Below are 18,470 nucleotides of genomic sequence, written 5' to 3'. Positions count from 1 at the left end.
ACAGGCCCCCCCGCCCCCCTCCCCCCCCCCCCCCCCCCCCCCCCCCCCCCCCCCCCCCCCCCCCCCCCCCCGCCGTCGCGTTCCCCGGGGCTACAGCGCGCCCGGCCGCACCAGCCCGCTCTCGTAGGCGTACACCGCCGCCTGCACCCGGTCGCGCAGCTGCAGCTTGGTCAGCACGTGGCCGACGTGGGTCTTCACGGTCGTCTCGCTGACGAACAGCTCGGCCGCGATCTCCGCGTTCGACAGCCCGCGCGCCACCAGCTTCAACACCTCCAGCTCCCGCTCGGTCAGCGCGCTCAGCGCCTGCGGCGGCGCCTCCTCGCCCGAGGGCAGCTTGGTGGCGTACATGTCCAGCAGCCGGCGGGTGATGCTCGGCGCCAGCATCGCCGCGCCGTCCGCGACCACCCGGATCGCCTGCACCAGCTCCTCCGCCGGGACGTCCTTGAGCAGGAAGCCGCTGGCGCCCGCGCGCAGCGCCTCCACCACGTACTCGTCCAGGTCGAAGGTGGTCAGCACCAGCACCTTGGCCGGACCGTCCCGGCCCGGCCCGGCGATCCGGCGGGTCGCCTCGACGCCGTCCATCCGCGGCATCCGGATGTCCATCAGCACCACGTCGGGCTGCAGCGCCCGGACCTGGTCCAGCGCCTGCTGACCGTCGCCGGCCTCGCCGACCACCACGAGGTCGGACTCGGCCTCCAGGATCATCCGGAAACCGGTGCGCAGCAGCGGCTGGTCGTCGACCAGCAGCACTCGGATCGTCACTGGGACTCCTTGCTCATCGGATCCCCCGTGGGATCGCTCTCATCCGACGTACGGGCCAGCGGCAGCGGGTACGGCGGCGGGGTGCCGCCGAACTCCGGGCAGCTGGCCTGGTGGTCGCACCAGTCGCAGAGCCGGTTGCGGGTCGCCGGGAAGTCCCCGGTGGCCACCGCCTGGGCGATCCGCTCCCACAGCGCCTGCAGCTTGCGCTCCACCGCGAGCAGGTCGGCCTCGTCCGGGTCGTAGCTGACCACGTCCCCGCCGCCGCCGAGGTAGACCAGCTGGAGGCGCTTGGGGATCACGCCCTTCCAGCGCCACACCACCAGTGCGTAGAACTTCATCTGGAACATCGCCTTGCCCTCGAAGTCCCGCGAGGGCGCCCGGCCGGTCTTGTAGTCCACCAGCCGGACCTCACCGGTCGGGGCGACGTCGACCCGGTCGATGTAGCCGCGCAGCAGCAGCCCCGACTCCAGGGCTGTCTCCACGTAGAGCTCGCGCTCCACCGGGTGCAGCCGGGTCGGGTCCTCCAGCCGGAACCACTGGCCGACCAGCTTCTCGGCGTCCGCCAGCCAGCGGGTCAGCGCCGCGCCGTCCGGGTCCTCCGGGAACAGCGAGCCCAGCTCCGGGCGCTCGCCCAGCAGCCGCTCCCACTGCGGCCGCAGCAGGCCCAGCGCCCGCTCCGGTGTCCGCTCGGCCGCCGGGCTGTCGAACAGCCGCTCCAGCACCGCGTGCACCAGCGTGCCCCGGGTCGCCGCCGGGCTCGGCGGCTCGGGCAGCCGGTCGATCACCCGCAGCCGGTACAGCAGGGGACAGGTGAGGAAGTCCCCCGCGCGGGACGGGGACAGCCCGGTCGGGGGCGCCGCCGGGCGCGCCGGGGCCCCGGCGGCGCTGCTGGTGTCGGTCTGCTGCATGGCTACGACCCTATTGCCCTTTGCTGTCATCCCGCTGCCACCGGGCTGCCGCGGTGCCCCTTCCCGGCAGTCGGCCGGGGGCCGGACCGGTCCCGGACCGGTCCGGGACCGGTCCAGTGGGTATGAAGCCTGGCAGAGGGGCGCGCGCCGCCGAGTGGCCGCGATCACGTAGCGTGGGCGCACCGGGGCACGACGGCGGACGACCGAAGGGATCACGGTGAGCGACACCAGGGGGCAGCAGACCTCCGACCAGCCACCGCAGGACGGCCGACGCCCCGAGGGGCGCCCGCCGGAGCGCGGCGGCGGCCTCCTGATGGGGCGCCCCTTCGGCGTGCCCATCTACGTCACCCCGTCCTGGTTCGTCATCGCCGCGCTGATCACCTGGGTGTTCGGGGGGCAGCTCGCCGACGTGCTGCCCGAACTCGGCAGCGGTGAGCGCTACCTGCTCGCGTTCTTCTTCGCGGTCGCCTTCTACGCCTCCGTCCTGGTGCACGAGCTCGCCCACACCCTGGTCGCGCTGCGCTACCGGCTCGGGGTGCGGCGGATCCAGCTGCAGTTCTTCGGCGGCGTCTCCGAGATCGAGAACGAGGCCGAGAGCCCCTGGCGCGAGTTCTGGCTGGCCTTCGTCGGCCCGCTGCTGTCGCTGGTGCTCGGCGGGGTCTTCTACCTCGCGCTGCGCGCCGTCGAACTGTCCAGCGTGCCCGGGGTGCTGCTGACCGGCCTGATGGTCTCCAACTTGGTGGTCGCCGCCTTCAACCTGCTGCCCGGCCTGCCGCTGGACGGCGGCCGGATGCTGCGCGCGGTGGTCTGGGCGATCACCGGCAGGGCGATGACCGGCACCGTGGCGGCCGCCTGGATCGGCCGGGGGCTGGCCGTCGCGGTGCTGTTCGGCCTGCCGCTGGTCAGCGCCTCGCGCGGCGCCGAGCGCACCACCACCGACACCCTGGTGGACGCGGTGCTGGCCGCCGTACTGGCCGCGATCATCTGGAACGGCGCCACCGGGAGCCTGCGCAACGCCCGGCTCAAGGAGGCGCTGCCCGCCCTGCGGCTGCGCGACCTGGCCCGCCGCACCGTGGAGGTCACCGCCGACACCCCGCTCGGCGAGGCGATGCGCCGGGCCCGCGAGGCCGAGGCCGGCGCGGTCGTGGTGGTGGACGGCCGGGGCGAGCCGATCGCCATCGTCCGGGAGTCCGCGGTACGGGCCGTACCGGAGCACCGCCGCCCCTGGGTGGCCGTCGGCCCGCTCGCCCGCGACCTCGAACCCGGACTGCGGCTGGACGCCGACCTCGGCGGCGAGGACCTGCTGCGGGCCGTCCAGACCACCCCGGCGGGGGAGTACCTGGTGGTCGAGGCGGACGGCCGGATCTACGGCGTGGCCGCGCTCAGCGACATCGAACAGCGCCTCACGGCGGCCGTCTCCGGCCGCTGAGCAGGACCTGGTGAGGCGGGACGCCCCGCTTCCCTTAGGATTGGCCGCATGTCCGAACCGACCGGTGCCGCCCGCCGACGCGGGCCCTTCCAGGTCGGGGACCAGGTCCAGCTGACCGACCCCAAGGGTCGCCACTACACGTTCACGCTCCAGGCCGGGAACCAGTTCCACACCCACAAGGGTGCGTTCCCGCACGACGAGCTGATCGGCGCTCCTGAAGGCACGGTCGTGCGCACCACGGGGAACGTCCCGTACCTCGCGCTGCGCCCCCTGCTCCCCGACTACGTCCTGTCCATGCCCCGCGGCGCCGCCGTGATCTACCCCAAGGACGCGGGGCAGATCCTGGCGATGGCCGACATCTTCGCCGGTGCCCGGGTGATCGAGGCGGGTGTCGGCTCGGGCGCGCTCAGCACGTACCTGCTGCGCGCCGTCGGCGAGCAGGGCATGCTGGCCTCCTACGAGCGCCGACAGGACTTCGCGGACATCGCCCAGGGCAACGTGGAGCGCTACTTCGGCGGCCCGCACCCGGCGTGGAAGCTGACCGTCGGCGACCTCCAGGACAACCTGGTCGAGACCGACGTCGACCGCGTCATCCTCGACATGTTGGCCCCCTGGGAGTGCCTGGACGTCGCCTCCAAGGCGCTCGTCCCCGGCGGCCTCATCTGCTGCTACGTGGCCACCACGACGCAGATGTCCAAGACCGTCGAGGCGCTGCGCGACCACGGCACCTTCACCGAGCCGCAGGCCTGGGAGACCATGGTCCGCACCTGGCACCTGGAGGGCCTGGCCGTCCGCCCGGACCACCGGATGATCGGCCACACCGGCTTCCTGCTCACCGCCCGCCGCCTGGCGGACGGCGTCGAGCCGCCGCTGCGCCGCCGCCGCCCGGCCAAGGGCGCCTACGGCGAGGACTACGACAACGGGGCGCCCGAGCCGTCCCTCCAGGAGCGCGCCGCGGCCCGCAAGGCGGCCCGCGACACCGACTCCGAGCAGCCCGACCTGGGCTGAGCCCGGCCCGAACACCAGGGGTGGTGCGAGCATCGCGCTCGCGCCACCCCTTTCGTCTGCCGCTCACCCCGGTGTGGGACGATGCTCGCTCACACGCTCCTGGAGCTCTGGAGGGGACGCCTGGTGGAGACCGCGGTCGGGACGACGGCGACGGCCGGACAGCAGACACCGCAGGGCCGCACCCGGCCCGGTCACGCACGGACCGCACCCTGGCACTGGGCCCTCGCCCTGGCCGGCTGCGGCGCGGTGGTGGCCGCCGCACTCGCCGCCTCCCCGGCGACCGGCACCCCGCTGCCGGCCCGCGGCGGCACCCCCAAGGCGCTCGCGGCGAGCGCGGCCCCCGATCCGGCCAAGGCCCAACTGCCCATGGACTGCGGCCCGTTCCCGGTCAGGACGGTGCTCAGCGTGCCCGCCGAACTGGGCGAGGGCCGCCCCGGTACGGTCGTCGCCGCGCAGTGCGGCACCGACACCGGCACCCCGCCGGACTCCGTCTACCTGCTCGGCTTCGGCCCGGACCAGCGCCCGGTGGTGGTCGCCACCCTGCTGACCGAGCGGGAGAACCTCACCCTGAGCCGGCTCACGGTGCGCTCCGACGGCGCCATCACCGGCCGCGCGCAGGGGTATTCGAGCGACGAGGTGCCGCGCTTCCGCCCCGACCTCTCACTCGACCTCACCTGGACGCACCGGGGCGGCGGCTGGGAACGCTCCCAGACCGCCGCCCCGGTCAGCGCGACCTGAACCCTCCGCGCGGCCCGAACCGCTAGTCGGCGTCGGGCCCGTAGACCTCGACCCGGTCGGCGACCCGGCGCACGTGGATGCAGTCGCCGGGGCACTCCTTCGCCGAGTCCACCACGTCCTGAAGGAGCGTCAGCGGCACCGGGGCGGTCTCCCCGGGCTGCTGGCGCAGTTCGTCGTCCTCGCCCTTCACGTACGCGAGTCCGTCGATGTCCAGCTCGAAGACCTCCGGTGCGTACTGGACGCAGATGCCGTCGCCGGTGCACAGATCCTGGTCGATCCACACCTCCAGCTCGTCGGCCGCTGCCGCGGTCTGCTCGGTCACCGACATGGTCCCCTGCCGTTTCTGTCCCGGGTCGCCCCTATTCCTGGAGCAATCCCGCCATTCGTACAACGATCGGACCCACTACCGCGGTCGCGATCGGATATCACTTCGCCCGACGATACATCTGGCCCGCTTTGGGTGGTGCGCGGTGGGTATCCCCTTAGCAGAGGGGAAGCACGCTGGGGCGAAGATCGGACACGCCCGTTCCATCTTTCTTGATCTAGGGGTTTACGGACCCCTGGTCCCAGGTAGGGTCTGGAAGCGTCCAGCTCCCCGGAGGAGGTGAGGACCGTGGCAGCCCACGATGACGACTACAACCGCAGCACCGGCAGGCCCGCTCGTGGTTCCGACGAGGCCGCTCAGGTCTCGTACCTTGAGCAGGAAATCGCCGTACTGCGCCGCAAGCTCGCCGACTCGCCGCGCAATTCGAGAATCCTCGAAGAGCGGATCGTCGAGCTCCAGACCAACCTGGCCGGCGTGACCGCCCAGAACGAACGACTCGCCTCCACCCTGCGCGAGGCCCGCGACCAGATCGTGGCCCTCAAGGAGGAAGTGGACCGGCTGGCACAGCCCCCGGCCGGGTTCGGCACCTTCCTCGAGGCGAACGAGGACGGTACCGCCGACATCTTCACCGGCGGTCGCAAGCTCCGCGTCAACGTCAGCCCGAACGTCGCCCTCGACGAACTGCGGCGCGGCCAGGAAGTGATGCTCAACGAGGCCCTCAACATCGTGGACGCGATGGCCTTCGAGCGCATCGGCGAGATCGTCACCCTCAAGGAGATCCTCGAGGACGGCGAGCGCGCCCTGGTCATCGGCCACACCGACGAGGAGCGGGTGGTGCGCCTCGCCGAACCGCTGCGGGACATCACCGTCCGGGCGGGCGACGCACTGCTGCTGGAGCCCCGCTCCGGCTACGTGTACGAGGTGGTGCCGAAGTCCGAGGTCGAGGAGCTGGTCCTCGAAGAGGTCCCGGACATCGACTACCGCCAGATCGGCGGCCTGAGCAACCAGATCGAGCTGATCCGCGACGCGGTCGAGCTGCCGTACCTGCACGCCGACCTCTTCAAGGAGTACGAGCTGCGCCCGCCCAAGGGCGTGCTGCTCTACGGCCCGCCCGGCTGCGGCAAGACGCTGATCGCCAAGGCGGTGGCCAACTCGCTGGCCAAGAAGGTCGCCGAGGTCACCGGCCGCCCCCAGGGGAAGAGCTACTTCCTCAACATCAAGGGCCCGGAGCTGCTCAACAAGTACGTGGGCGAGACCGAGCGGCAGATCCGGCTGGTCTTCCAGCGCGCCCGGGAGAAGGCGAGCGAGGGCACGCCCGTCATCGTCTTCTTCGACGAGATGGAGTCCCTGTTCCGCACCCGCGGTTCCGGTGTCAGCTCGGACGTGGAGAACACCATCGTCCCGCAGCTGCTCGCCGAGATCGACGGCGTGGAGGGCCTGGAGAACGTCATCGTCATCGGCGCCTCGAACCGCGAGGACATGATCGACCCGGCGATCCTGCGGCCCGGCCGCCTGGACGTCAAGATCAAGATCGAGCGCCCGGACGCCGAGGCCGCGAAGGACATCTTCTCCAAGTACCTCAAGGACTCGCTGCCGTTCCACCCGGACGACCTCAAGGAGCACGACAGCTCCGTCGGGGCCACGGTGGCGGCGATGATCCAGTCGGTCGTGGAGCGGATGTACTCGGAGACCGAGGAGAACCGCTTCCTGGAGGTCACCTACGCCAACGGTGACAAGGAGGTCCTGTACTTCAAGGACTTCAACTCCGGCGCCATGATCCAGAACATCGTCGACCGGGCGAAGAAGATGGCCATCAAGGACTTCCTCGACCACGGTCAGCGCGGTCTGCGCGTCTCCCACCTGCTCGCCGCCTGCGTGGACGAGTTCAAGGAGAACGAGGACCTGCCGAACACCACCAACCCGGACGACTGGGCCCGCATCTCCGGCAAGAAGGGCGAGCGGATCGTCTTCATCCGCACGCTGGTCACCGGCAAGCAGGGCGCCGAGTCCGGCCGCTCCATCGACACTGTCGCCAACACGGGGCAGTACCTGTAAGCACGCGGTTGTCCGGGCCGGCGACGGTCCCCGGAGCTGTACGCACCCCGTCCGGCTGTGGCGCCTCGCGGCCCCGCAGCCGGACGGCGCGTCTCGGGGCCCGGTGCACGGCACGGAAATAGGCTCGACCCACCGTCCGCGGGCAGATGTCCGGCGCCGGTGTTGTTCAGCGGTACGTCAGCGTGTTCCGCCCGTCGGGGGCGGGGCACCGGGCAAGGAGGGCCGCATGACCGTACGGCGCGTGATGGGCATCGAGACCGAGTACGGGATCTCCGTGCCCGGCCACCCCAACGCCAACGCCATGCTCACCTCGTCCCAGATCGTCAACGCGTACGCGGCGGCGATGCACCGGGCACGGCGGGCCCGCTGGGACTTCGAGGAGGAGAACCCGCTGCGCGACGCGCGGGGCTTCGACCTCGCGCGCGAGGTGGCGGACGCCAGCCAGCTGACCGACGAGGACATCGGCCTCGCCAACGTCATCCTGACCAACGGGGCCCGGTTCTACGTGGACCACGCGCACCCCGAGTACAGCTCGCCCGAGGTGACCAACCCGCGCGACGCCGTGCTCTGGGACAAGGCCGGCGAGCGGATCATGGCGGCCGCCGCGCAGCGCGCGCTGGAACTGCCCAACGGGCAGAACATCCACCTGTACAAGAACAACACCGACAACAAGGGCGCCTCCTACGGCACCCACGAGAACTACCTGATGAAGCGGGCGACGCCGTTCGCCGACATCGTCCGCCACCTCACCCCGTTCTTCGTCTCCCGCCAGGTGGTCACCGGCGCCGGCCGGGTCGGCATCGGCCAGGACGGCTCGGCGAACGGCTTCCAGATCAGCCAGCGGGCGGACTACTTCGAGGTCGAGGTCGGCCTGGAGACCACCCTCAAGCGCCCGATCATCAACACCCGGGACGAACCGCACGCCGACGCGGAGAAGTACCGCCGGCTGCACGTGATCATCGGGGACGCCAACCTCTCCGAGATCTCCACCTACCTCAAGCTGGGCACCACCTCGCTGGTCCTGTCGATGATCGAGGACTCCTTCATCGCCTCCGACCTCGCGGTCGACCAGCCCGTGCGCACCCTGCACCGGGTCTCCCACGACCCGACGCTCAAGCACCTGATCACCCTGCGCAACGGGCGCAAGCTCACCGCCGTCCAACTCCAGCTGGAGTACTTCGAACTGGCCCGCAAGTACGTCGAGGACCGCTTCGGCACCGACGCCGACGAGCAGACCCTGGACGTGCTGGCCCGCTGGGAGGACGTCCTCGGGCGGCTGGAGCGCGACCCGATGTCGCTCTCCAGGCAACTGGACTGGATCGCCAAGCGGGAGATCCTGGAGGGCTACCGCAGCCGGGACGCCCTGGACTGGGACAGCCCGCGGCTGCACCTGGTGGACCTCCAGTACAGCGATGTGCGGCCCGAGAAGGGCCTCTACAACCGCCTGGTGGCCCGCGGCAGGTTCGAGCGGCTGCTGACCGAGGAGGAAGTGGAGCGGGCCGTCTCCAAGCCCCCGGAGGACACCCGGGCGTACTTCCGCGGCCGCTGCCTGGAGCAGTACGCGGAGCACGTCGCGGCGGCCTCCTGGGACTCGGTCATCTTCGACCTGCCGGGCCGGGACTCGCTCCAGCGGGTGCCCACCCTGGAGCCGCTGCGCGGCACCCGCAACCACGTCAAGGAGCTGCTGGACCGCTGCCGCACGGCGGAGGACCTGCTGCGCGTCCTCTCCGGCGGGTAACTTTTCGATCACCACGGGTGAACGTCCGCCGAATGGGAATCATCCGGGGTGGCAGCGGGTGTTGGACAGGGAGCACCACCGGCAAACCGGGAGCGGCAGTCGCACCTTGTGTATAGGGTCGGTGCCAACCGGCAACGACCGACCGACCAAACCGTGCCATACGATTCGAGCGGGGTGAGGGAAATGGCGAGCAAGGACACCGGCGGCGGCCAGCAGCGGGCAAACCGCTCCTCCGAGGAGGTCGAGGAGCAGGTCGCGGAAACCCAGAATTCCGACGATCTCAAGGAGCGCCAGGAAAAGTTGGGCGACGACGTCGACGCGGTGCTCGACGAAATCGACGAAGTGCTCGAGTCGAACGCCGAGGATTTCGTCCGGGGATTCGTGCAGAAGGGCGGGCAATAGCCCGTACCCGGTCATCGGGAATTCACGGTCGCGACCGTCGGGACGGTCGGGCGGCGCCGTCCGCCCGGCCGTCCCGGCACCGGCCCCTCCACGCGTTGGACGGTGATCGTCGGCGGGTAGGGTGCGGGCAATGCGCGCTTCAAGCTACCTGGAAGGAATCGTGTGGAAGCCAACACTCGTGGCACCGGGCGTCTACCGGCTGCCTTCCTGACCCCGGGGTCCTCCTCGTTCCTGGACTTCCTCGCCGAGCACAAGCCGGAACTGCTGCCCGGCCACCGCGGGCTCCCCGAGGGCTCGGTGGTCGAGGCCCCGCACGGGACCACGATCGTGGCCGCGGTCTTCGACGGCGGCGTGGTGATCGCCGGTGACCGCCGCGCGACCATGGGCAACGTCATCGCCCAGCGTGACATCGAGAAGGTCTTCCCGGCGGACGAGTACAGCGCCGTCGGCATCGCCGGCACCGCCGGCCTCGCGGTCGAGATGGTCCGGCTGTTCCAGCTGGAACTGGAGCACTACGAGAAGATCGAGGGCGCGGTGCTCTCCCTGGAGGGCAAGGCCAACCGGCTCACCACCATGATCCGGGGCAACCTCGGCATGGCGATGCAGGGCCTCGCGGTGGTGCCGATCTTCGCGGGCTACGACCTCGACCTCGGCCGCGGCCGGATCTTCAACTACGACGTCACCGGCGGGCGCTCCGAGGAGCACGGCTTCACCGCCACCGGCTCGGGCTCGGTCTTCGCCCGCGGCTCGCTCAAGAAGCTCTACCGCGACGACCTGACGGCCGAACAGGCCGCCACCCTGGTCGTCCAGGCGCTCTACGACGCGGCCGACGACGACTCCGCCACCGGCGGCCCGGACCTCGCCCGCAAGATCTTCCCGATCGTCTCGCTGATCACCGCGGACGGCTTCCGCCGGCTCGACAACGCGGAGGTCGCGGCGATCGCGGTCGCCATCACCGACGAGCGCCTGAACCGGCCCAACGGCCCGCAGGCCCCGCTGATCTAGCCATCACCTCACAGGAAAGGGACGACCGCCGGTGTCGACACCGTTCTACGTCTCGCCCCAGCAGGCCATGGCGGACCGCGCGGAGTACGCCCGCAAGGGCATCGCTCGCGGCCGCAGCGTGGTCGTGCTCACCTACGCCGACGGCATCGTCTTCGTCGCCGAGAACACCTCCCGGGCGCTCCACAAGGTCTCCGAGATCTACGACAAGATCGCCTTCGCGGCGGTCGGCCGCTACAACGAGTTCGAGAACCTGCGCATCGGCGGCGTCCGCTACGCCGACCTGCGCGGCTACTCCTACGACCGGGCCGACGTCACCGCCCGCGGCCTGGCCAACGTGTACGCCCAGACCCTGGGCACCATCTTCTCCTCGGTCGGCGAGAAGCCGTACGAGGTCGAGCTGATCGTCGCCGAGGTCGGCCGCACCGCCGACAACGACCAGATCTACCGGCTCACGCCGGACGGCTCGGTCGTCGACGAGAAGAACTACGTCGTGGTCGGCGGCAACGCCGACTCGATCGGCAACTACCTGGGCCAGCGCCACCGCGTCGGCCTGAGCCTCACCGAGGCGGTGAAGGTCGCGGTCGACTCGCTCGCCCGCGACCCCAACGGGGGCAGCCCGCGCGCCCTCACCCCGGAACAACTGGAGGTCGCGGTCCTCGACCGCCAGCGGTTCCAGCAGCGCAAGTTCAAGCGGATCCTGGGCAACCAGCTCGGCCGGCTGCTCGACGGGGACCAGTCCGCCGAGTCGGACGACGACGAGAACCCGGCGGCGAGCGCGCCGGAGTAGCAGTTCCTGCGGAGTCCCCTACGGCGGCCGGACCGCCGACGTACGGGACTCCGGTGCCCCTGCGGCGGCCCAGTCGTCGTGGAGGCGGTTTCGGACAGCTCCGACAGAGAATGGAGTGCTCATGGACCGCCGGATTTTCGGGCTGGAGAACGAGTACGGCGTGACCTGTACGTTCCGCGGGCAGCGTCGGCTGTCGCCGGACGAGGTCGCGCGGTACCTGTTCCGCCGGGTCGTCTCCTGGGGCCGCAGCAGCAACGTGTTCCTGCGCAACGGCGCCCGGCTCTACCTCGACGTCGGCTCCCACCCCGAGTACGCCACCCCCGAGTGCGACGACGTGACCGAGCTGGTGACGCACGACAAGGCGGGCGAGCGGATCCTCGAAGGACTCCTGGTGGACGCCGAACGGCGGCTGCACGAGGAGGGCATCGCGGGGGACGTCTACCTCTTCAAGAACAACACCGACTCGGCCGGCAACTCCTACGGCTGCCACGAGAACTACCTGGTGGCCCGGCACGGCGAGTTCTCCCGGCTGGCCGACGTGCTCATCCCCTTCCTGGTCACCCGCCAGCTGATCTGCGGCGCGGGCAAGGTGCTGCAGACCCCGCGCGGCGCGGTCTACTGCGTCAGCCAGCGGGCCGAGCACATCTGGGAGGGCGTCAGCTCCGCCACCACCCGCTCCCGCCCGATCATCAACACCAGGGACGAACCGCACGCGGACGCCGAGCGCTACCGCCGGCTGCACGTGATCGTCGGCGACTCCAACATGTCGGAGACCACCACCCTGCTCAAGGTGGGCTCCACCGACCTGGTGCTGCGGCTGATCGAGGCCGGCGTGGTGATGCGCGACCTCACCCTGGAGAACCCGATCCGGGCGATCCGCGAGGTCAGCCACGACCTCACCGGCACCCACCAGGTGCGCCTCGCCAACGGCCGGGAGGCCAGCGCGCTGGACATCCAGGAGGAGTACTACACCAAGGCCCTGGAGTTCGCCGACCGCAAGGGCATCAACATCGGCACCATCGCCCAGGTGCTCGACCTGTGGGGCCGCACCCTGGAGGCCGTGCGCACCGAGCGGCTCGACACGGTGGCCACCGAGATCGACTGGATCATGAAGTACAAGCTCATCGAGCGCTACCGCGAGAAGCACGAGATGAGCATGTCCAACCCGCGGGTGGCCCAGATCGACCTCGCGTACCACGACATCCACCGCCGGCGCGGCCTGTTCTACCTGCTCCAGGGCAAGGGCCAGGCGAAGCGGGTGACCACCGACCTCAAGACCTTCGAGGCCAAGTCCGTCCCGCCGCAGACCACCCGGGCCCGGCTGCGCGGGGACTTCATCCGCCGGGCGCAGGAGCAGCGCCGGGACTTCACGGTGGACTGGGTGCACCTCAAGCTGAACGACCAGGCGCAGCGCACCGTGCTGTGCAAGGACCCGTTCCGTTCGGTGGACGAGCGGGTGGAGAAGCTGATCGCCGGCATGTGATCGCCGGCGTGTGATCGCCGGCACGTGATCGACTGCTGTGCCCTCGGCGTTGACCGGCCCCGGTGGTGTCTACCGGGGCCGGACGCATGCCGGGCATACGCTGTCCGTCGAGTCAGGAGAGCCGACTTCGACCGACAGTTAGGACCACCGTGCGCCGCACCGCCGGTTTGCTTGTCACCCTGCCGCTGCTGCTCGCGGTCGCCTGCAGCAGCTCGCCGAAGGCGGCCGGACCGGCGACGCCGTCCACCGCGAGCGCGGCCCCGACGGTGCCGGCGCCGGTGAGCGAGGCCTCTCCGATGCCCACTCTTTCGGGTGGTGGTTTCGGCAGCAAGGCCACCATCACCATCCCCGAGGGGCAGCCGCCCAGCGGCCAGTTCGTGGTGAGCACGGTGACGGACGGTGAGCGGTCGACGGTCGCCAAGGGCGACTGGGTGACGGTCAACTACACGGCGAAGGACTGGACCACCGGCAAGGACCTGCCCAGCTCGTACGACGACAACGGCAAGCCCCAGCTCTACCAGGCCGGCAGCGGGCAGCTGGTGCCGGCGCTGGACCAGACCGTGATCGACAAGAAGGTGGGCACCCGGCTCCTGGTGGTGGCCCCGCCGGCGGCCGCCTTCGGCGAGCAGGGCTCCACCCAGCTGGGCGTCAACAAGGGCGACACCGTGGTCTTCGTGCTGGACATCGTGGAGGCCCTGCCGCAGGACTCCACGCTGACCGGGAACATGACCCAGCCCGCCGCCACGCTGCCGCAGGTCAAGGACAACGGGAAGGCACCGGTGGGGATCACCGTCCCGGCCGGGCAGGCCGCCCCCACCGACCTCCAGCAGGCCGTGCTGATCAAGGGCGAGGGCAAGCAGGTCAAGACCGGGCAGACCCTGATCGTGCAGTACACCGGGGTGCTGTGGAGCAACGGGCAGCAGTTCGACGCCTCCTGGACCCACGGCGGGGCCCAGGCCGTGCAGATCGGCACCGGCAGCGTGATCGAGGGCTGGGACAAGGGGCTGGTGGGGCAGAACGTGGGCAGCCGGGTCCTGCTGGTGGTGCCGCCGGCGCTGGGGTACAAGGACCAGGCCCAGGGGTCGGTGCCGCCGAACTCCACGCTGGTCTTCGTGATCGACATTCTCGAAGCGGTCTAGCGGGCGCTCTAGGAAGTCGCCGGGAGGATTCCGTACGCTTGGGCGGACGCTCGTACAACGAAGCGTCCGTCCTCATCCTGAGCTGTCATACTGCCCTCGCACTGTGGCAGGCGCCGCCCGGCGCCGGGGTCCGGGGCGGACGGGTACGGCGGCAGGCCGGCGCTCACCACGCCGGGCGCAGACCTGGAAGACCTCGTGGCGAGATGGATGGGGAGTCATGACTGAGAAGACGCCGAGCCCGGGCGGGGCCGGCACCGCGGCGAACGACGGCTCCGCGGGTGACCCGGCCGCCTCCCGCCCGGGAGGGCAGGTCGCGGCGGACCGCGAGTCGATCGTCGTGCCCCCGGCGATCCTCGCGCAGCAGGCGGGCTGGGCGCAGCCCGGCGACAAGCCGCGCGCGACCGGGCCCAAGTCGGACGACGACGACGCCCCGCAGATCTTCGCCAGCAACGTGCGCAAGGCCGACAGCTCGGAGGCGGGGTACGACGAGAACCCGCCCGGCGTCGGCAAGCTGGGCGTGATCCTCGGCACCGTGCTCGCCGTGCTGCTGGTCGGCAGCGGCATCACGCTGTACATGGTGAACAAGGACTCGTCGAAGGACACCGCCTCGGTGGCCCAGCCGGACGCGACGAAGTCCGCGCCGCCCACCCCGACCGCCGAGCCGGTGCCGCCGATCAAGGACAGCGCCAAGGTGCTGCCGACCGTCACCGGTGACTTCGGCAAGAAGGCCGAGATCCAGGTGCCGGGCGAGGCCTCCGACGGCTCCTTCGTGGTGAAGGTGCTGTCCGAGGGCAACGGCCCCAAGGTGGACAAGAACTCCTGGACCTCGGTGGACTACACCGCCAAGGACTGGAACACCGGCAAGGACATCCCGAGCTCGTACGACGACAAGGGCAAGCCGCAGATCTTCCAGGCCGGCACCGACGCGCTGATCCCCGCGCTGGACCAGGCCGTGATGGGGAAGAAGGCCGGCAGCCGACTGCTGGTGGTGGCCCCGCCGGCGGCCGGTTTCGGTTCGCAGGGCAAGCCGGACATGTCGATCGGTCCGAAAGACAACCTGATCTTCGTGATCGACATCCGCAACGCCAACGCGCCCGACGCGGTGGTCAGCGGCACCGTCACCCCGCCGCCCGCGGACTTCCCGCAGGTCAAGGACAACGGCAAGAAGCCGGCCGACATCACCCCGGTGGCCGGGGCCAAGGACCCGACCGAGTTGAAGACCCACGTCCTGATCAAGGGCACCGGGCCGGCGGTGGAGAAGGGCGAGAAGGTCGTCGTCCAGTACACCGGCGCGCTGGCCAAGGACGGCAAGGTCTTCGACTCCTCGCTCAGCAAGGGCCAGGCGTTCTCCTTCGCGGTCGGCGGCGGCCAGGTCATCCAGGGCTGGGACCAGGGGCTGACGGGCCAGACCGTCGGCAGCCGGGTCGAGCTGGTGATCCCGGCCTCGCTGGGCTACGGCGACAAGGGGCAGGGCGACATCCCGCCCGGCGCGACCCTGGTCTTCGTGGTGGACATCCTGGACGCCGGTCAGGGCTGATCGACTTTTCGGGGACAATGGTCCGCGTGTGACCTTCGGGTCCGGCCGCGTGGCCGCGTCCCGGCGGGCGGCGGGCGCCCGTACGGTGGTCCGGACGGACCGCGGTACGGGTGTCCGCCGCTTGGTCGTGTAGGGAATTTGGGAACGTGAGAAGAGGGACCATGGCTGTGAACCTGAACGAGAAGCCCGAGATCGACTTCCCGATCGGCGACGCTCCGACCGAGCTGCAGATCCGCGACATCGTCGTCGGTGACGGCGCGGAGGCCAAGCCGGGTCAGAACGTCAGCGTCCGCTACGTCGGCGTGACCTTCGAGACCGGCGAGGAGTTCGACGCGAGCTGGAACCGGAGCCCCAACGAGTTCCGCTTCCCGCTGGGCGGTGGCCGGGTCATCAAGGGCTGGGACCAGGGCGTCGCGGGCATGAAGGTCGGCGGTCGTCGCGAGCTGACCATCCCGTCGCACCTGGCGTACGGCAACCAGTCGCCGTCGCCGCTCATCCCGGCGGGTTCGACCCTGATCTTCGTGGTCGACCTGCTGGCCGTCTGAGCCTGCTGTGACCTCGGGCCGGACCCCTTCGGGGGCCCGGCCCGAGGCCGTTCCCGGGCCCGGACCGCGGCTCCCGGGGACCGGCCGAGGGACGCGGCTTTTGCAGTGCGTACCGCTACCGGTACGGTCGGTCCCGCCGGGTGGGGATCGCCCGGTTGGCGCACCCCGCGCGCGGCGCGGCACACCGGAAGGGTCAGCGATGGCGATCGCCAAGGCAGAGCGGCTGATGAATCTCGCCCTGTGCCTGATGAACACCAGACGTCCGCTCTCCAAGAAGGAGCTGCGGGAATCCATCGAGGCCTACCGCGAAGCCTGGCAGAACAGCAGCGAGGACGCCTTCAACCGGATGTTCGAGCGGGACAAGGACGACCTGCGCGAGCTCGGCCTGGTGATCGACGTCGACGAGAGCACGCTGGACGGCGAGCTGGGCTACCTCGCCCGCGCCGACCGCAACCGGCTGCCGGAGATCGCGCTGGACGCCGAGGAGGCGGCCGCGCTGACCCTGGCCGCCCGGGTCTGGCAGCAGGCCAAGATGTCCGGCGCGGCCAGCGGCGCGCTGCAGAAGCTGCGCGCGGCCGGGGTGCCGTTCACCGAGGCCGAGGGCCGGACCGCCCTGGAGCCGCGCATCCCCGCCCGGGAGGCCGCGTTCGAGCCGCTGCTCACCGCCGCCCGGGACCGCCGTCCGGTCACCTTCGAGTACCGCAAGGCCGGTGCCGCCGCCGTCGAGCAGCGCAGCGTCGAGCCGTGGGCGCTGGAGTGCTGGCGCGGGCACTGGTACCTGGCCGGGTACGACCGGGACCGCGGCGACGCCCGGGTGTTCCGGCTCAGCCGGATCACCGGCAAGGTGAAGGCCAAGGGCGGGGCGTTCCTGGGCACCGTGCCCGAGCACGTGGACGTCCGGGCCACCGTGGCCAAGTTCGCCGGTGAGGGGGCCACCGCCACCGCGACCGTCCGGGTCCGCCGGGGCGCGGGCTTCCCGCTGCGCACCAAGGCGCTCGGCAGCACCCGGGTCGACGAGGCCTGGGACGAGCTGGAGATCCCGTACGGCAACGGGCTGGGCGCCGACCTCGCGGAGTTCGGGCCCGACGTGCTGGTGCTCGGCCCGGAGGAGCTGCGGGCGGATGTCATCGACCGGCTGCGGGCGGTCGCGGGGCTGGACACGGAGGACGTTCGGGCATGAGCAATGCGATCGACCAGACGCGACGGATGCTGTCGCTGGTCACCTACCTGCGCGAGCGGCCCGGGGCCGAGGTCGCCGAGGTGGCGCGCGCGTTCGGGATCAGCGAGCGCGAGCTGATCGCGGACCTCAACGTGCTGCCGATGTGCGGCACCAGCTTCCGCGGCGGTGACCTGCTCGACATCGACACCGACGGCGAGCGGATCTGGTGGCACAACGTCGACGACGTGGCCCAGCCGCTGCGGCTGGCCGCCGACGAGGCCACCGCGCTGCTGGTGGCCGCCCGGGCGGTGGCCGGGCTGCCCGGTCTGCGGGCCGGGGACCGGGAGGCCCTCACCCGGGCCGTCGCCAAGATCGAGAACGCGGCCGGGGAGAGCGCCGAGGGCAGTGCCCGGGTCGGCGTGACCTTCGAGGCCGAGAGCCACGTCTTCGCCGACATCGACCGCGCGCTCAGCGAGGGCCGCCGGCTCTGGCTGCGCTACTACTCGCACGGGCGCGGCGGGATGACCGAGCGCGAGGTCGACCCGATCCGGCTGCTCACCGAGGGCCACACCTACCTGGAAGCCTGGTGCCGCACCTCGGAGGACCACCGGATGTTCCGGCTGGACCGGGTCGCCGAGATCCGCGTCCTGGACGTCCCGGCCGACCCGCCCCGGCGCGAGCCGCGCGACCTCAGCGGCGGGCTGGTCAACCCGGCCGCCGACGACCCGGAGGTGGTGGTCGAGGTCTCCTCCGGCGGCCGCTGGGTCGCCGAGTACTACACCCACGACCGGGCCGAGGAACTGCCCGACGGCGGGCTGCGGATCACCCTGCGCAGCGCCGACCCCTCCCAGCTGCGCCCGCTGGCGCTGCGGCTGGGCCGGGACGGCCGGATCGTCTCGCCGCCCGAGCCGGCCGAGCAGGCGCGCTCGGCCGCGCGGGAGGCGCTGGCCGCCTACGGGGAGGGGCGGGACTGAGCGGTGGAGCCCGGGACGAGATTCAAGGTGTACTGCTCGCAGTGCCGGGAGAAGGTCGAACTCCCGGCCGAGGAGTTCCGGCTGACCCTCGGCCGGACTCCCGCGCAGGCGCACTACAGCTTCGGCTGCCCGCTCTGCGGGGCGGCGGTCCGCAAGCCGGCCGGGGAGAAGATCGTCGAGGCGCTCACCGCGGCCGGGGTGTGCACCATGCGGCTCGTCCCGGCGGAGGGGTGACCCCCGTATAGGGTGGGGCGCATGTCCTGGATGCTCGTCGCCGCCGTCCTGCTCGCCACCGCGGGCCTGCTGGTCCTCGGGGTCCTCGCGATCCGGCTCTGGCTGGACGTGCGGGCGCTGGCCACGGGCGTGGACGCGGCGGCCCGGGCGCTGGCCGAGGCGGCGGGCGAGCTGGCCGAGGCCGTTCCGGCCCGCTAGGGCGGCCGGGTCGCCGGTGGTACGGGGCTGCTGTCCGGAGGTGA

At 71.4% G+C, this 18,470-nt stretch carries 20 protein-coding genes; 16 read left to right on the top strand and 4 right to left on the bottom strand.

The window, feature by feature from the left end; all coding sequences use genetic code 11:
- Nucleotides 1-90 precede the first annotated feature (90 nt).
- Together ACZ58X_RS16520 and ACZ58X_RS16515 are read right to left on the bottom strand one after the other, a co-directional pair.
- Nucleotides 91-762, bottom strand: coding sequence for a response regulator (locus tag ACZ58X_RS16520; protein ID WP_063346919.1), 672 nt, complete (start codon nt 760-762; stop codon nt 91-93).
- Nucleotides 759-1,670: a RecB family exonuclease gene (locus ACZ58X_RS16515; protein ID WP_470334321.1), complete on the bottom strand. Its 912-nt coding sequence runs from the start codon at nt 1,668-1,670 to the stop codon at nt 759-761. Before ACZ58X_RS16515 ends, ACZ58X_RS16520 begins: the two co-directional genes overlap by 4 nt.
- A gap of 217 nt (nt 1,671-1,887) precedes the next feature.
- Here ACZ58X_RS16515 and ACZ58X_RS16510 point away from each other — a divergent pair, with 217 nt between their 5' ends.
- The 3 genes from ACZ58X_RS16510 to ACZ58X_RS16500 all read left to right on the top strand — a co-directional run bounded on the left by ACZ58X_RS16510 (nt 1,888) and on the right by ACZ58X_RS16500 (nt 4,845).
- Nucleotides 1,888-3,099 (top strand): site-2 protease family protein, encoded by a 1,212-nt coding sequence (locus tag ACZ58X_RS16510; protein WP_470334320.1) that lies wholly within the window; start codon nt 1,888-1,890, stop codon nt 3,097-3,099.
- 48 nt (nt 3,100-3,147) lie between these two features.
- A complete protein-coding gene (locus ACZ58X_RS16505) occupies nt 3,148-4,107 on the top strand; it encodes a tRNA (adenine-N1)-methyltransferase (RefSeq protein ID WP_470334319.1) in 960 nt (319 codons plus the stop codon).
- Between the two features lie 81 nt (nt 4,108-4,188).
- The gene (locus ACZ58X_RS16500; protein WP_470334318.1) at nt 4,189-4,845 is read left to right on the top strand and encodes a hypothetical protein; all 657 of its coding nucleotides are present in this window, start codon (nt 4,189-4,191) and stop codon (nt 4,843-4,845) included.
- 22 nt (nt 4,846-4,867) lie between these two features.
- Here the strand turns inward: ACZ58X_RS16500 and ACZ58X_RS16495 are convergent, their stop codons facing one another.
- Nucleotides 4,868-5,173, bottom strand: coding sequence for a ferredoxin (locus ACZ58X_RS16495; protein ID WP_380404007.1), 306 nt, complete (start codon nt 5,171-5,173; stop codon nt 4,868-4,870).
- A 285-nt stretch (nt 5,174-5,458) separates the two neighbouring features.
- On the opposite strand from ACZ58X_RS16495, the gene arc reads away from it, so the two are divergent.
- The 6 genes from arc to pafA all read left to right on the top strand — a co-directional run bounded on the left by arc (nt 5,459) and on the right by pafA (nt 12,640).
- Complete coding sequence (gene arc, locus ACZ58X_RS16490) at nt 5,459-7,225, top strand: proteasome ATPase (RefSeq protein ID WP_375890790.1); 1,767 nt, start codon at nt 5,459-5,461, stop codon at nt 7,223-7,225.
- A 226-nt stretch (nt 7,226-7,451) separates the two neighbouring features.
- Nucleotides 7,452-8,963 carry a depupylase/deamidase Dop gene (gene dop / locus ACZ58X_RS16485; protein ID WP_470334317.1) on the top strand — a complete coding sequence of 504 codons (1,512 nt, stop codon included), beginning with the start codon at nt 7,452-7,454 and terminating at the stop codon, nt 8,961-8,963.
- A 183-nt stretch (nt 8,964-9,146) separates the two neighbouring features.
- A complete protein-coding gene (locus ACZ58X_RS16480) occupies nt 9,147-9,365 on the top strand; it encodes a ubiquitin-like protein Pup (RefSeq protein ID WP_380648148.1) in 219 nt (72 codons plus the stop codon).
- Nucleotides 9,366-9,527: 162 nt separating this feature from the next.
- On the top strand, nt 9,528-10,370 hold the full coding sequence (gene prcB / locus ACZ58X_RS16475; protein WP_470334316.1) for a proteasome subunit beta: 843 nt from the start codon (nt 9,528-9,530) through the stop codon (nt 10,368-10,370).
- Between the two features lie 31 nt (nt 10,371-10,401).
- Entirely contained in the window at nt 10,402-11,157 is a 756-nt protein-coding gene (prcA, locus tag ACZ58X_RS16470; protein WP_470334315.1) for a proteasome subunit alpha, read from the top strand.
- 121 nt (nt 11,158-11,278) lie between these two features.
- Nucleotides 11,279-12,640 (top strand): Pup--protein ligase, encoded by a 1,362-nt coding sequence (pafA, locus tag ACZ58X_RS16465; RefSeq protein ID WP_470334314.1) that lies wholly within the window; start codon nt 11,279-11,281, stop codon nt 12,638-12,640.
- 112 nt (nt 12,641-12,752) lie between these two features.
- On the opposite strand, the gene ACZ58X_RS16460 is transcribed toward pafA, so the two are convergent.
- Nucleotides 12,753-12,944, bottom strand: a complete 192-nt coding sequence (locus ACZ58X_RS16460) for a hypothetical protein (RefSeq protein WP_470334313.1) — start codon at nt 12,942-12,944, stop codon at nt 12,753-12,755.
- Here ACZ58X_RS16460 and ACZ58X_RS16455 point away from each other — a divergent pair.
- The 7 genes from ACZ58X_RS16455 (at nt 12,937) to ACZ58X_RS16425 (ending at nt 18,426) form a co-directional block, all read left to right on the top strand.
- A complete protein-coding gene (locus ACZ58X_RS16455) occupies nt 12,937-13,779 on the top strand; it encodes an FKBP-type peptidyl-prolyl cis-trans isomerase (RefSeq protein ID WP_470334312.1) in 843 nt (280 codons plus the stop codon). The two genes, ACZ58X_RS16460 and ACZ58X_RS16455, sit on opposite strands and share 8 nt — an antisense overlap.
- A 217-nt stretch (nt 13,780-13,996) precedes the next feature.
- Nucleotides 13,997-15,316, top strand: coding sequence for an FKBP-type peptidyl-prolyl cis-trans isomerase (locus ACZ58X_RS16450; RefSeq protein WP_470334311.1), 1,320 nt, complete (start codon nt 13,997-13,999; stop codon nt 15,314-15,316).
- A gap of 161 nt (nt 15,317-15,477) precedes the next feature.
- Nucleotides 15,478-15,861: an FKBP-type peptidyl-prolyl cis-trans isomerase gene (locus ACZ58X_RS16445; RefSeq protein ID WP_470334310.1), complete on the top strand. Its 384-nt coding sequence runs from the start codon at nt 15,478-15,480 to the stop codon at nt 15,859-15,861.
- Nucleotides 15,862-16,060: 199 nt separating this feature from the next.
- A complete protein-coding gene (locus tag ACZ58X_RS16440; RefSeq protein ID WP_470334309.1) occupies nt 16,061-17,041 on the top strand; it encodes a helix-turn-helix transcriptional regulator in 981 nt (326 codons plus the stop codon).
- Nucleotides 17,038-17,994, top strand: coding sequence for a helix-turn-helix transcriptional regulator (locus ACZ58X_RS16435; protein WP_375890807.1), 957 nt, complete (start codon nt 17,038-17,040; stop codon nt 17,992-17,994). Before ACZ58X_RS16440 ends, ACZ58X_RS16435 begins: the two co-directional genes overlap by 4 nt.
- Nucleotides 17,995-17,997: 3 nt before the next feature.
- On the top strand, nt 17,998-18,228 hold the full coding sequence (locus tag ACZ58X_RS16430; protein WP_470334308.1) for a hypothetical protein: 231 nt from the start codon (nt 17,998-18,000) through the stop codon (nt 18,226-18,228).
- A 21-nt stretch (nt 18,229-18,249) separates the two neighbouring features.
- On the top strand, nt 18,250-18,426 hold the full coding sequence (locus tag ACZ58X_RS16425; RefSeq protein ID WP_470334307.1) for a hypothetical protein: 177 nt from the start codon (nt 18,250-18,252) through the stop codon (nt 18,424-18,426).
- The last annotated feature ends 44 nt before the right edge of the window (nt 18,427-18,470 follow it).

It is taken from the genome of Kitasatospora sp. NPDC040550 (genome assembly GCF_055594965.1).
This window is presented reverse-complemented; position numbering and strand designations above follow the sequence as displayed.